The sequence below is a fragment of the Halomonas sp. ISL-56 genome (assembly GCF_018612805.1).
Taxonomy (GTDB): domain Bacteria; phylum Pseudomonadota; class Gammaproteobacteria; order Pseudomonadales; family Halomonadaceae; genus Vreelandella.
This window is the reverse complement of record NZ_JAGGRO010000010.1, coordinates 1-13,468: the sequence shown is the minus strand read 5'-3', so window position 1 is coordinate 13,468 and position 13,468 is coordinate 1. Positions and strand designations below refer to the sequence as shown.

The following is a 13,468-nucleotide window of genomic DNA, read 5'->3' as shown; positions in this document are numbered from 1 at the left end:
GGTATAGACCAAAATGAACGATCATATTGAAGAGCCCTATCTATTAACCCCTGGGCCGCTGACGACGTCCCGTGCCACTAAAGCCGCCATGCTGTGCGACTGGGGTTCCTGGGATGACGACTTTAATCAGGTGACTGCCGACATTCGCACCCAGTTACTTGCCATGGCCGAGGCGCCAAGCGACGAGTACGCCTGTGTGCCCATGCAGGGCAGTGGCACCTTTGCCGTTGAGAGTGCGCTGGCCTGCGCTACGGATCCCAGCGGCAAAGTGCTGGTGCTGATGAACGGTGCCTACGGTAAGCGCGCGGCGCAGTTGCTCCACATGATGGGCCGCCGTTATGCGACGCTGGATAAAGGCGACTATCTGCCGCCACAGGTCGATGAAGTCGCAGCACTGCTGGAGCAAGACCCAGAGATTACCTCGGTGTTTCTGGTGCACTGCGAAACCAGCTCGGGTATTTTGAACCCGTTAGACGCCATTGCTGACGTGGTGCACGTCCATGGTAAAACGCTCATTGTGGATGCCATGAGCTCTTTTGGCGGCATCCCCATCAGCCTCGCGAAAACACCCATTGACGTGCTGGTTTCTTCTGCCAATAAGTGCATCGAAGGTGTGCCGGGTTTTGGCTTTGTGATTATTCGCCAGGCGCTGCTTGAAGCAGGTAGGGGGCGCGCTCACTCGTTGAGTCTGGATCTGCACGCCCAATGGGAATATATGGAGCGCACCGGCCAGTGGCGCTTTACCCCGCCCACGCACACCGTGGTGGCCTTTCAGGCGGCGCTTGCCCAGCATCGGGAGGAAGGCGGTGTGCCGGGGCGCTGCGCGCGCTATACCCGCAATCGTGATGCGTTGGTAAAAGGCATGCGGGCGCTGGGCTTCAGCACCCTGCTGGAAGACGAATGGCTATCGCCGATCATCACCACTTTCTTAAGCCCGACCGACCCAGCGTTTGAGTTTCACAGCTTCTACGCGGCGCTAAAGGCGCGCGGGTTTTTGATCTACCCCGGCAAGTTGACCGAAGTGGAGAGTTTTCGCATCGGCTGCATGGGTCAGTTAGGTATCACGGTGATTGCCCAGTTGCTAAACGCCATTCAAGACGCGCTTAACGAAATGGGCGTCTACCTCTTTGCTGACCTATCTTCACCATCAGGGAGCGCCTAATGCAGTATCACTCTCCTCAATGCTTACAAGCGGTTATCTGTGATTGGGCCGGTACGTTGGTCGACTTTGGCTCCTTTGCGCCCACCCAGATCTTTGTCGAAGCGTTTGCTGAACTGGGCGTGGCGATTAGCTTGGAAGAAGCCCGCGGCCCCATGGGAATGGGTAAGTGGGATCATATTCGCACCCTGTGTAACCAACCGGCCATCGCAGAGCGTTTTGCCCAGGCGGTGGGCCATGCACCTTCGGATGCCGATGTAACGGCGCTTTATGAGCGTTTTATGCCGCTGCAAATTGCCAAAATTGCCGACCATTCGGCGGTTATTCCCGGTGCGCTTGATACCTTAGCCACGTTGCGCGCTCAGGAACTGAAGATCGGCTCTTGTTCCGGCTATCCAGCGGTGGTGATGGAAAAAGTCGTCGCTCTGGCGGCGGATAATGGCCTGCACGTCGATCATGTGGTGGCCACCGATGAAGTACCCAATGGTCGACCGCACCCTGCCCAGGCGCTGGCCAATGTGATTGCGTTAGGTGTCAGCGATGTGGCGTCATGTGTAAAAGTCGACGACACCACGCCGGGCATTCTTGAAGGGCGCAGCGCCGGTATGTGGACAGTCGCACTTACCTGTTCAGGCAATGCGCTAGGGCTAACGTTTGATCAGTATCAAGCGCTGAGTGATTTAGAGCGCCAAGCTGCCCATTCGCGGGTAGCCGCTCAGTTTGCCGCCTCACAACCACACTACTGTATTGAGACCATCGCCGAGCTGCCCGGCGTGGTCGATGCCATTAATACCCGCCTTCAACAGGGAGAGCACCCTTGAGTCCAGCCGCGCTTACATTAGTGCTGGTGTCGGTATGCATGCACGCCGGATGGAATGTACTGGGTAAACGCAATGCGCCTTCGCTGGGGGCATTTTCCCTGGCCTACGGCGCCGGTGGGGCAGTGCTTATGCCCTTGCTATGGCTGGGGCCATCGCTGAGTGCGTTGCCAACGGCCTTCTGGGGCTGGTTGGCGCTTTCGGGATTATGCCAAATGCTCTATATGGGCGGCTTGGCCTGGGCCTATTCTCGCGGTGACGTCAGCGTGCTTTACCCCATTGCCCGTGCGCTGCCAGTGGTGCTGGTGCCACTGGTATCCATTGCGCTCTTGGGCAGCCGGGTGCTGGATCGCTGGGATGGCCTCGGCATGGTGCTGGTGGTGGCAGGTGCGCTTTGCCTACCGCTTAGCCACCCTCAGGCGCGTAGGTTTTCTACCTATCTAACGCCTGCCATGGGATTTGCGCTGCTGGCCGCTGTCGGTACGGTCGGTTACTCGCTGATCGATAAGCAGGCGCTGGGACTGATGCAGAGGGCAGGGCATAGCGGGTTAACCGCCGGGGCGGTGTTTATGGTGCTGCAAGCGCTGATGACACTCACCTGGGCGATACCCCTGCTGGCGCTGCTACCCGCAGAGCGCCGTCGCCTGCCCGCGCTTCGCCAACAGGGGCTTACCATGCTGGTTGTTACCGGGCTGATGATGACTTGCACCTACGGTCTGGTATTAATCGCCATGGCGCTCACCGACGAGGTGAGTTATGTGGTGGCGCTGCGCCAGCTGTCAATTCCTGTGGGGGTATTGATGGGCGTGCTATGGCTCAAGGAGCCAGCCTCCAGGGCAAAGGCCATTGGCACCCTGGTGATGTTGGCGGGGCTGGTGTTGGTGGCGCTTTAGGCCATGGCGCTGGCGGTGCTTGTTGGCACCACTCAGCGTAAGGCAATCTAGCTGGCAGTTAAATCTGCCAGCTTTGCGACAGGCCCTTCAATACTATTGGGCATCCTCCATCGATCCCGCTTGGGGGCTGCTAGTTGGCTGATAGGCATTGGAATATAAAATGGTTAAGATAATAGCCGAAAATACGTATATAAATGTGTCTACTAATGGGGTTATCAAAATAAATGTTATCAGGCTAAAGGTTTGACCCCCAATCGTGCTTGAAACGAGTTCAAAGCAATATTCAAACATAAATAGCAAGCCGATTAGCAAGGAAAGTGAAAAGAAAAGTGACCATTGGCAGCGTTTAGTCATGCTGAATGATTCTCTCATCGATATTTTTTTATCAAGCGCCACGCCTACAAATACAAGCGATAATCTTAGTGTGAAAAATAAAGTGGCCAAGAAAAAGGTTAGAGGGATAAGGCCCATAAAAACACTATACGTAATAAGGGTTAAAGAGGCTCCAGTAAACATGCCAGGGACTATCCATAACGCTAAAAAACCAATGCAATACAAAAGGTACTTTGTTTCACGCCTGTTAAATCTAAGCTTAAAAGCTTCTGGCCGTTCGTTGAGCAATATGATCCGCGTTGTGTTTATTGAGATAATTGACAGAATAGCCATGTCAATAACAAATAAAACTATATGTAAGAGAGAGAAGGCACTGCCATGTGTAAACTCAGTATAGGCGGATTCATAGCGTGCTAGTTGAAGTAAGACATATAGAATGAAAGGAAAAACAATGCCTTTTAATATAGCGCTACGATATTGGTTCATAATGTACAGCGAACCGAGAGTGAATTTTTCAAACATACAACTTCCTTAGTGTTTAAAGTTATGTCCATAAGATAAGCCAAAGAATTAAGACTACACTAATGATAAAGATGGTCAAGAGTGATCCTGTCACTCGAACATCACTGCCTCACAGAGTGCGAGAGTTATTTAGGCTAAAAAGCCGTATTGTTATGGTTGGGCAGCCTATGATAAGGGACACCTTTCGCCAAGAAAGCATGAGTGCTTTGTCTTACAGTATTTCAAAAAGCTAGCATTGATACTCCTGCTATTGCTTAATAAATTAGAGAAAGCTAAAGTTATCAATTAATCTGTCCTGTCCACCCCAGCCATAAGATCACAAACATATAGATAATACACAAGCAAAAAACAACGTTTAGAGCCATTCCTGCGAGTGCTGTTTTTCCTCCTAGTTTTAAGTGCTTCTGGTGCCAAAAAAAATTATCACTCTAGCCGCATCATCACTTTCCTTGCTTTTAAAAAAGTCTAACAAGCCCAGCTCATCATAAGCTTCAGGATTTTCTTTCTTGAAAATAATCAAAAATAGACCTAATGATAGAAACCATAAAATGGCTGGTGAAAAAATTATCAGCTCAGGCATTTTGTCAATCCCTCTCTTTTTTTGATTTTATTTTCTTCGCCAAGGCGATGTTTTTTCTTATTATATAGCTAAAGTTCAACAACCATATACATAAGAAAATAAATACCCATCCATACCATATAACTTTAGAGGGAAGTGAACCCACTCCAAACAACCAGGCTGAAAAAGGAACAAGCGGGAAAAGAAAAATGACAAAAAAGTTCTCAAAGTTTGATTTTTCATTATTATTCACCTATTTCCCAACAAGCATCAGAGGCTTCTGAGCGACACATCTTGATTGCTCCTCCAATATCAGCACCAAAGATGCCGCTTATACCAGTGGAAATAGAACCACTATTAGAAAAGTTTAAATCAGCTTTTGTGAAAACTAAAGTACCCTCAACACCAATACTATAACTAACATCTCCAGGCTCAAAAGTACCTGTTGCCGCAGAAACACCCGCCGTCGTTCCTGCTCCAATTCTAGGTTCTGCCATAGCGCATGCTGTGTGCACAGTGCATGCCCGTCCTCTTATTGGATCGTAAATAACCCCTGTTGATGTGCTACCTCCCAACCCAATCATAAGTTGCCCACCTGCCTCAACAGTCGCAGTTCCTCCCTCTCTAGCCCTTTCGGCCGGATTAAAAATATCTGTTACTCTCTCTGGTTCCGTTCGCGGGCGCGTATGTCCATTCTGAATAGCGACCGAAATCGGGTCTAACTGGTGCATGTTTGTACCAAACAACCCCAGTGGATCCACCATCCCCGTCGGGTTGGTCACGTAGCCGTACAGGTTGGTGCCACCCTTGAGCCCTATCGGATCCTGACTAATATACCGCCCCTGCTGCGGGTCATAGTACCGGTGACGGTTATAGTAAAGTCCACTCTCTTCATCGTGCCATTGGCCCTGGAACCGGATCGGTTGGGTGACGTTGCGTACGGCGCGTTGATTTTTTACCGCTGCCCAATCGTCAGGTTCGGCGAGCCAACGAAGCTGGCCGTTGGGGGTGACCAGTTGCATCGGTGTGCCCAGGGCGTCGGTGATATAGGTGCTGACTAACTGGCCCTGTTGGGTGTCGTCGATTCTGAGCATGGGCACAAAACTGCCCGGCTCGTAGACCACCGTGGTGCGCTGGTTCTCGGTTTCTTCCCGCACGATGCGGTCGCCATCCCAGCCGTAGTGGGTGGTGGCGGTGGTTCCGTTGGTTTGGCGCACGGTTTTGCTGATCCGGCGGCCTAGGCCATCGTAACGGTAGGTGGCGTCGCGGGTGTAACCTAGCTCGCTGGCGTGAATCAGGTGTACTAGGCGATTCGCGCCGTCGTAGCCCAGGGTTAAACGTTCGCCATTAGGCTGTTGGCGTTCGATCAGGTTGCCTGCGCCGTCGTAGCGATAACGCGCCCCGTTGAGTTGGGTGAGGCGGTTATCTGGCAGTGCCTGCTGGTTGTCAGAACGTTGCTCTAACCGATTCCCTGCCGCATCCACCGAGTAGCTGTAGGCGATTACCTTAGAGGCCTGATCACCTTCCAGGCTGCGGAAGCTCAACCGGCCCAGGGCGTCGTATTGATAGCTCTGCTGGCTGGTGGTATCCGGGCTGCGCAGGGTGAGGTGATCCAGCTGGCCGAGGTTGGTGTAGCCCCGTTCCAGCATTAATGGCTGGTTATGGTCATTGGCGCTGGTACTAAGACGGCGCTGGGTCTCCCGGTGCAGGGCGTCGGGTTCCAGGGCAATTTCAAGATCCAGGCCGGGGGCACTCATGCCGTGCAGGTGGCCGCTGCCGTAGGTGTGCCAGTTGAGCGCCGGTAGGTCGCCGAACTGACTGGCCTGGGGCGCGCCGGTGGCGGTGAGGCTGTGCTGGTGTTGCCACTGCCAGCCGCTCTCACCTGCTAGGCCCGCATGTTGCTGCTGTTCGCCGATTAAGCGTTGGGCTGCGTCGTAGCTGAAGGTCACTTCGCCATGATCGTTGGTGACGCTAATGAGTTGCCCATTCGTCCCCCACGGGTACTGCTCTGTGCTGGCCGGGGCGTGTTCTGTAGCGGGCAAGTGCCGGGCGGTGAGACGACCGGCTTCGTCATAGTCGTAACGGGTGACCAGCGGCTGGCCGTCGGGGCCTGGGCGGTTGGTCTCAATGCGCTCGATCAGTCGTCCGACGTCATCGTAGCGGTACTGCTGCTCGCGGCCATCGGGGCCGGTCTCGCTGGCGAGACGATCCATCTCGTCATAAGTAAAACGGTAGACCGCGCCGTTGCCCAGGGTCAGCTCGCTCAAGCGGCCAACGTCATCGTAGGCGGTAAACTGCTGGCTTCCGTCGGCCTCGATACGCTGTACCGGGCGGCCGTGGTCATCAAAGAAGAACTGCTGCCTAAACCCTTGCGGGCCTTCCAGCTCCACCAGTCGTCCAAGAGAGTCCACATGGTGGTGCCAGTAGAGTCCGTCGGGGAGCTGGGAGGCGATACGGCGGCCCATCTTGTCGTGCTGGGTGCGGGTGGTCTCGTTCAGGGCGTTGGTGATGCTGGCCAGGTAGCCGTGGCGGTCATAGGCATACTCGGTACGGCTGCTGGTTCCAGGTGTAGTGGCTTCCATGTCACCGGGTACCCGGTGGCATGGAAGCATATGGTCTTGCCACCCAAACTCGCGTGCTAAGCCATCCATGTGCTGCACTTATTAGTTGAATTCAGGCTCAATGGAATAACGTCCATGTTGCATTCATTTACTGAACTCAACTATATGGCGAATAAATTTTGGTTAAGTATTTTCTGCACCAGCACCGCCAAGGAATGTAGATACTACCTCCCATGTTGGTGCTGAGAGGGGACGGTCTCTAAGTTGTGATTACGGGTTGGACTCAGGGCGCTAAGGATGTACTCTCCATGAATCTAATTTCTGAAGCATTAATGCTGTAATTTTTTCAGCATTATCTAATAAGTTTTTCTCGGAAGTGCTCAGCCTTAATATTGAATTTCGGTATTCAATATTGATTTTACACGATGTAGGTATGTCTATAGATTCATGGCTTTGTTCTGATCCCCGCATTCCGCCTAAAGGAATGCAGTCAGCCACCCACTTTGCCGTGACTTTGTCGCCATCAAAGCTAGCTTGAGATTTGGGAAGAGCCTGCCAGCTAATGCGAGTATCACCCTGGAATATTCGATAGCTATTCTCAAACTCAATAATATTTTCCCCATCAACCGAGAATTCCACAAGACTTGAAAGAGACGGTGAAAAACCCGTTAATGACGTTCCTTCACGGGCATACAATATGGCAGTAATAGAGCTTCCTGGCAGCCAGCTATTAGGCTCCATATAGTCAGAAAAATCTTTATCATTATTAAACGTTAGAGCAACCATGCTTATATTATCGTCAAAGTCTGTACTTTCAAAAGAAGAAGGTGAGATAACCAAATAATCGGCTGGCACTTGATAAGCTGAACCCCCTAGAGAAAATGCTTTTTTAGCGTCAGTGCAAGCTGTCAAGTTCACAGCAAGTACCCATGATAAAAGTAAGCTTGATATTTTCATCGAATAGCTTCTCCCTCATGATCACAGCCTGTACACCATATTGACCTCATTAAATTCGGAGAAGTATTCGCCAGCGTCCCACCAAACTGCCATGACCCCAAACCATGATCGCTAAATACTTCATGGTGGTAGGCAGCGGCCTGTTCTGGACTTAACAGTCCAGGAATACCAATTTGTTCATTAAAGTCAAAATCAACAGCGTCAGCATGGGCCCTCATTAAGTCAACCCCTAGATCGTTTAGCGCCTCGCCCTTCAGGCCAGTAAACCGATTAGCGAGCCGACCACCAACGAACTTATACCCAACATAAGTTTCATTATTAAGAATTCCAATTGCAACTGGTGCAATCGGATCACCTCGCTCCATGCGCGAATCCCAAAAAGCTTGTCTGTCACCAGCCGCTGCAAAGAGACGCTCGTCATCGGTGATAGCAAGTTTGCCATACCTCTCTTGCATGTAACCTTCAAGAGAAAGCCCACCTTGCCCGCATTGCCCCACTCCCTTCAACCCCATCGGATCCACCATCCCTGTCGGGTTGGTCACATACCCATACAAATTCGTACCACCCCTCAATCCAATCGGATCCTGGCTAATATACCTACCTTGCTGCGGGTTATAATAGCGGTGACGGTTGTAGTAAAGCCCGCTCTCTTCGTCGTGCCATTGGCCCTGGAAGCGTATCGGCTGGGTGACGTTACGCACGGCGCGTTGGTTTTTGACGGCTGCCCAGTCGTCGGGTTCGGCGAGCCAGCGGGGTTGGCCGTTGGGGGTGACTAACGGCATGGGCGTACCCAGGGCATCGGTGATATAGGCGCTGAGGATCTGGCCTTGTTCAGTATCATCAATCCTCAGCATGGGCACAAAACTCCCAGGCTCATACACCACAGTAGTGCGCTGGCTATCCGTTTCTTCCCGCACGATGCGATCGCCGTCCCAGCCGTAGTGGGTGGTGGCGGTGGTGCCATTGGTGTGGAGCACGGTTTTGCTGATCCGGCGGCCCAAGTTCTTATTGGATAGAGAGATTTCACCTCCAATCTTCCACCGATTTATCTCGGCGCACTACCTATCCCTTCAGTGAAAGCCCCTAATTATTATGCCGATGGTATCTAGCCAGATACTCCTGAGCTGGTTCGAAGCCTGATGATGCAGAGCTTTCAATGAGCTTGATTGCCTCGGCCTTGTCAGGATTAGAAACAAGAATTCTTTTTCCGAGTAAATACTTAAACTTGGGGTCTCCCGTTTCAGCTCCTTTCCTCATCCAAAACAACTCCTTGTCTTTTTCATTTAGATAAATGCCATAATAATTTATGAGGCGGGAAATGGAATTCTTATCTCCTCTTTTGGCTTCCGCTGTTGAGAGCATCAACTCTGGCAAGGAAAGATAATATTCGGCTGCAGGCATGCCCATCGACAAAAGGGCTTTGCCCCAAAAAATGTTTAGGAGTACACCAAAAACTAGTAAAGTTAAGAGTGTTTTAATGGTCTTCACTGTGGACTCCATGTATGGAAGTCAGACCCCCAAGGCACAGGGGGAAAGCGAGGGTGGTGGGACCAAAAATCACCACTGTACTTCGCACTTACATATCCATCAGGAGCCGTCACCGGTACTCCTAACTCGTTTGCAAGTTGCTGTGGGAAGTCTCCATCTCCCGTATTGCACGAAACCAGGGTGACAGGTTCGCCCTCCTTCCAACCTTCTTCGCGAAGCTTATCCGCAAGTTCCTGTACGGTCATGGGAACTCTGTCTCCTGTCCGATCATTTTGGACACCATAGCGGTCGCCGTGACCCTTTACATAAGTCTCGCCATCCGGTGCTTGCGCATTCTGGAATGCCCTCTGTCCGAGGCTACCAGGTTTAAAAAAGTCGAGCGTAGCCAATCCCAACGGGTCCACCATCCCCGTCGGATTGGCCACATAGCCATACAAATTCGTCCCACCCCGCAACCCAATCGGATCCTGACTAATATACCGCCCTTGCTGCGGTTCATAATAGCGGTGGCGGTTGTAGTAAAGCCCGCTCTCTTCATCGTGCCATTGGCCCTGGAACCGGATCGGTTGGGCGACGTTGCGCACGGCGCGTTGATTTTTAACCGCTGCCCAGTCGTCGGGTTCGGCGAGCCAGCGGGGTTGGCCGTTGGGGGTGACCAGCTGCATGGGCGTGCCCAGGGCGTCGGTGATATAGGCGCTGAGCACTTGTCCTTGCTGGGTATCATCGATCCGCAGCATGGGTACAAAACTCCCAGGCTCATACACCACAGTAGTGCGCTGGCTATCCGTTTCTTCCCGCACGATGCGATCACCGTCCCAGCCGTAGTGGGTGGTGGCGGTGGTGCCGTTGGTGTGGCGCACGGTTTTGCTGATGCGTCTTCCCAGGCCATCGTAGCGGTAGGTGGCGTCGCGGGTGTAGCCCAGCTCACTGGCGTGAGTGAGATGTACTAGGCGATTGGCGCCGTCGTAGCCTAGGGTTAAGCGTTCGCCGTTGGGCTGTTGGCGTTCGATCAGGTTGCCTGCGCCGTCGTAGCGGTAGCGGGTGCCGTTTAATTGACCAAGGCGGTTATCAGACAGGGCCTGTTGACCCTCCAATCGATTACCCGCCGCATCCACGCTATAGCGGTGGGCATGGTCGCCATGCTGGCTGCCGATCAAACGTCCGGCGGCGTCGTAACTGTAGGCGATGACTTTGGAAGCGGGGTCACCTTCCAGGCTGCGGAAGCTCATCCGGCCCAGGGCGTCGTATTGGTAGCTCTGCTGGCTGGTGGTGTCCGGGCTGCGCAGGGTGAGGTGATCCAGCTGGCCGAGATTGGTGTAACCCCGCTCCAGCACCAGCGGCTGGTTGTGCGCATTAGCGCTGGTGCTAAGACGACGCTGGGTCTCCCGGTGCAGGGCATCGGGTTCCAGGGCGATTTCCAGATCCAGGCCGGGGGCGCTCATGCCGTGCAGATGGCCGCTGCCGTAGGTGTGCCAGTTGAGCGCCGGTAGGTCGCCGAACTGACTGGCCTGAGGCGCGCCGGTGGCGGTGAGTCTATGCTGGTGTTGCCACTGCCAGCCACTCTCGCCTGCTAGGCCCGCATGTTGCTGCTGTTCGCCGATTAAACGCTGGGCTTCGTTGTAGCGGAAGGTCACTTCGCCATGATCGTTGGTGACACTAATGAGTTGCCCATTCGTCCCCCACTGGTACTGCTCCGTGCTGGCCCGGGCGTGTTCCGTAGCGGGCAAGTGTCGAGCGGTGAGGCGACCGGCTTCGTCATAGTCGTACCGGGTGACCAGCGGCTGGCCGTCGGGGCCTGTGCGGTTGGCTTCGACGCGTTCGATCAGCCGCCCGGCATCATCGTAGCGGTACTGCTGCTCGCGGCCATCGGGGCCGGTCTCGCTGGCGAGGCGATCCATGTCGTCATAGGCAAAACGGTAGACGGCGCCGTTGCCCAGGGTCAGCTCGTTCAAGCGGCCAATGTCATCGTAAGCGGTAAACTGCTGACTGCCATCGGCCTCAATGCGCTGCACCGGGCGGCCGTGGTCATCAAAGAAGAACTGTTGCCTAAACCCTTGCGGGCCTTCCAGCTCCACCAAGCGTCCAAGAGAGTCCATATGGTGGTGCCAGTAGAGCCCGTCGGGGAGCTGGGTGGCGACGCGTCGGCCCATCTTGTCGTGCTGGGTGCGGGTGGTTTCCCCTAAGGCGTTGGTGACGCTGGCCAGGTAGCCGTGGCGGTCGTAAGCGTACTCGGTGCGCTGCTGGGAGCAGTCGATCTGGGCGGTGGCTTGACCCAGGGCGTTCCACTCCCGCTGGTAGGTAGCACCCACCGCATCGGTGACAGTGGTAGGGCGGTCGGGTAACTGTTCATTCTCATAAGCGAAGGCGGTGGTGCCTTCCGGCCCGGTGACGTCCAGTGGATGGCCGAGGTCGTTACGTGTGATCTGCCAGCGCTGATTCTCGGGGCCTTCAATACTCACCGGTTGCCCCAGGGCATCGCGCTCCATCGCCCAGCGCGTGCCGTCTGGGCCGGTCTGGGCGATCACTTGGCCGTGGTCATCGCGCTCGATCAGCGTCTCGTGACCCAGCGGATCCACGGTGGCGATCTTATGACCCGCACGGTCATAGCGGAACTCAATGCGCGAGCCGTCGGCGCGGGTGTGGGCCGTCCAGCGGCGGCCGGGGCCGCTGCCCACAAAGTGGTAGCGCTCCTCCCGGCCCAGGCTGTCGGTGACCAGGGTGTGATCCACCTGGTAACTGTAAGAGCGCGCCAACCCACCGGCTTCCTGCTGGCCGACCACGCGGCCATCCGGGGCGTGACGATCCCAGGTATAATGGGCTTCCATGCCCCCGGGTACCCGGTGGGCGGTGAGCATATGCGCTTGCCACTCAAACTTGCGTGCTAGAACCTCCATGTGCTGCACTTATTAAGTGGCTCCATATAAGTTTCCGTGCATTTAATCCATTAAAATTCAATGGGTTATAAGTCATCGGTGCTGGTTTATTTTTGCACAACCATTTAGTTGAATTCAGGAAAAATAATAACTAAATTTGGCTCGCATAGATAATCCAGTACACCATGACTAGGATTAAAACCTCAATTACTGATATCAAGCAATATCGTTTATGTCGAGCTTTCTTAAAGTTAAAAAATGCAATCAAGGAAAAAACTAAAGATAAAGGAGCACCTGCAATGAATAAGCGCACAACTAATTGTCCTATTTCTCGGCTTAAATGAATCCATCCTGCCATATCGCTTAACAAGAAGACCGCTGTTAAAATTAAGACCGCGAAAAATATAATGTCCGTTAATGCTATTAGGATTAGCTTAATCATTGCTGTTGGCTCATATAATCAAAAATATTTTCATCAACACCACGCCACAATGAATCGGAGAGCACTTCGTTTGTTCGAGCAAAAGGGCCGGTTCCTTCCCCGTAAGTGTGAATTGTAACGCTGTTTGCGTCTTGCGTTACCCATCTTCGAACTATTCCCGGATGGAGAGAATGTCTGCACGGAAGGGTAATATTCACTACCTGAGAATCACCATCAATAACCGCATGGCGCACACTGCCAACGGGCATAGCAAAGCTGGTTTGTCCATTTGTTATAGGTTCTTCGCCGGTTCCACCGGGTGCTGGATACCTTAAAAGGCCAGACATTGCATTCTCATACGAACAGCCTGCCACTCCTTTGGTACAAGAGTTCGATCCATAGTAATGATGAAAGCTCGGATGGGACTCATCAAAAGTAGGAACACCATGTTCATCATAACCAGTGATGCCGTTCCCCACTCTCCCTTCTTCACAAACACTGCCAGAAGTAAAGCTGCTTAAATCAGTGCCTAAATATCCACTCAATCCCAACGGGTCTACCATCCCCGTCGGATTGGCCACATAGCCATACAAATTCGTCCCACCCCGCAACCCAATCGGATCCTGACTAATATACCGCCCTTGCTGCGGGTCATAATAGCGGTGGCGGTTGTAGTAAAGCCCGCTCTCTTCATCGTGCCATTGGCCCTGGAACCGGATCGGTTGGGCGACGTTGCGCACGGCGCGTTGATTTTTAACCGCTGCCCAGTCGTCGGGTTCGGCGAGCCAGCGGGGTTGGCCGTTGGGGGTGACCAGCTGCATGGGCGTGCCCAGGGCGTCGGTGATATAGGCGCTGAGCACTTGGCCTTGCTGGGTATCATCGAT

General features: G+C 53.5%; 12 protein-coding genes. 3 read left to right on the top strand and 9 right to left on the bottom strand.

The window, feature by feature from the left end:
• Window positions 1-13 precede the first annotated feature (13 nt).
• The 3 genes from J7J49_RS07575 to J7J49_RS07565 are packed head-to-tail and all read left to right on the top strand — an operon-like array spanning window position 14 to window position 2,870.
• Entirely contained in the window at window positions 14-1,162 is a 1,149-nt protein-coding gene (locus J7J49_RS07575) for a 2-aminoethylphosphonate--pyruvate transaminase (protein ID WP_215091503.1), read from the top strand.
• Window positions 1,162-1,980 carry a phosphonoacetaldehyde hydrolase gene (phnX, locus tag J7J49_RS07570; RefSeq protein WP_064235454.1) on the top strand — a complete coding sequence of 273 codons (819 nt, stop codon included), beginning with the start codon at window positions 1,162-1,164 and terminating at the stop codon, window positions 1,978-1,980. The genes J7J49_RS07575 and phnX overlap by 1 nt, the downstream gene beginning before the upstream one ends.
• Window positions 1,977-2,870: an EamA family transporter gene (locus J7J49_RS07565; protein ID WP_064235453.1), complete on the top strand. Its 894-nt coding sequence runs from the start codon at window positions 1,977-1,979 to the stop codon at window positions 2,868-2,870. The genes phnX and J7J49_RS07565 overlap by 4 nt, the downstream gene beginning before the upstream one ends.
• A 93-nt stretch (window positions 2,871-2,963) precedes the next feature.
• On the opposite strand, the gene J7J49_RS07560 is transcribed toward J7J49_RS07565, so the two are convergent.
• The 9 genes from J7J49_RS07560 to J7J49_RS22655 all read right to left on the bottom strand — a co-directional run.
• Complete coding sequence (locus tag J7J49_RS07560; RefSeq protein WP_215091501.1) at window positions 2,964-3,725, bottom strand: hypothetical protein; 762 nt, start codon at window positions 3,723-3,725, stop codon at window positions 2,964-2,966.
• A gap of 394 nt (window positions 3,726-4,119) precedes the next feature.
• Window positions 4,120-4,305 (bottom strand): hypothetical protein, encoded by a 186-nt coding sequence (locus J7J49_RS07555; protein WP_215091500.1) that lies wholly within the window; start codon window positions 4,303-4,305, stop codon window positions 4,120-4,122.
• Window positions 4,306-4,309: 4 nt separating this feature from the next.
• Complete coding sequence (locus J7J49_RS07550; protein WP_215091498.1) at window positions 4,310-4,537, bottom strand: hypothetical protein; 228 nt, start codon at window positions 4,535-4,537, stop codon at window positions 4,310-4,312.
• Entirely contained in the window at window positions 4,530-6,935 is a 2,406-nt protein-coding gene (locus J7J49_RS07545) for an RHS repeat-associated core domain-containing protein (protein ID WP_215091496.1), read from the bottom strand. Before J7J49_RS07545 ends, J7J49_RS07550 begins: the two co-directional genes overlap by 8 nt.
• A gap of 201 nt (window positions 6,936-7,136) precedes the next feature.
• The gene (locus tag J7J49_RS07540) at window positions 7,137-7,802 is read right to left on the bottom strand and encodes a hypothetical protein (protein ID WP_215091494.1); all 666 of its coding nucleotides are present in this window, start codon (window positions 7,800-7,802) and stop codon (window positions 7,137-7,139) included.
• Window positions 7,799-8,779 (bottom strand): RHS repeat-associated core domain-containing protein, encoded by a 981-nt coding sequence (locus J7J49_RS07535; RefSeq protein ID WP_215091492.1) that lies wholly within the window; start codon window positions 8,777-8,779, stop codon window positions 7,799-7,801. The genes J7J49_RS07540 and J7J49_RS07535 overlap by 4 nt, the downstream gene beginning before the upstream one ends.
• A 106-nt stretch (window positions 8,780-8,885) precedes the next feature.
• Window positions 8,886-9,290 (bottom strand): SEL1-like repeat protein, encoded by a 405-nt coding sequence (locus J7J49_RS07530; RefSeq protein WP_215091490.1) that lies wholly within the window; start codon window positions 9,288-9,290, stop codon window positions 8,886-8,888.
• Window positions 9,287-12,184, bottom strand: coding sequence for an RHS repeat-associated core domain-containing protein (locus J7J49_RS07525; protein WP_215091487.1), 2,898 nt, complete (start codon window positions 12,182-12,184; stop codon window positions 9,287-9,289). Before J7J49_RS07525 ends, J7J49_RS07530 begins: the two co-directional genes overlap by 4 nt.
• A gap of 417 nt (window positions 12,185-12,601) precedes the next feature.
• On the bottom strand, window positions 12,602-13,468 hold an 867-nt coding region (locus tag J7J49_RS22655), incomplete at its 5' end, for an RHS repeat-associated core domain-containing protein (protein ID WP_285222414.1).

Coding starts and splice junctions, on each gene's coding strand:
- phnX (WP_064235454.1), top strand. CDS start 1,162: ATGCAGTATCACTCTCCTCAATGCTTACAAGCGGTTATCTGTGATTGG.
- J7J49_RS07555 (WP_215091500.1), bottom strand. CDS start 4,305: ATGCCTGAGCTGATAATTTTTTCACCAGCCATTTTATGGTTTCTATCA.
- J7J49_RS07525 (WP_215091487.1), bottom strand. CDS start 12,184: ATGGAGGTTCTAGCACGCAAGTTTGAGTGGCAAGCGCATATGCTCACC.
- J7J49_RS07575 (WP_215091503.1), top strand. CDS start 14: ATGAACGATCATATTGAAGAGCCCTATCTATTAACCCCTGGGCCGCTG.
- J7J49_RS07545 (WP_215091496.1), bottom strand. CDS start 6,935: ATGGATGGCTTAGCACGCGAGTTTGGGTGGCAAGACCATATGCTTCCA.
- J7J49_RS07560 (WP_215091501.1), bottom strand. CDS start 3,725: ATGTTTGAAAAATTCACTCTCGGTTCGCTGTACATTATGAACCAATAT.
- J7J49_RS07540 (WP_215091494.1), bottom strand. CDS start 7,802: ATGAAAATATCAAGCTTACTTTTATCATGGGTACTTGCTGTGAACTTG.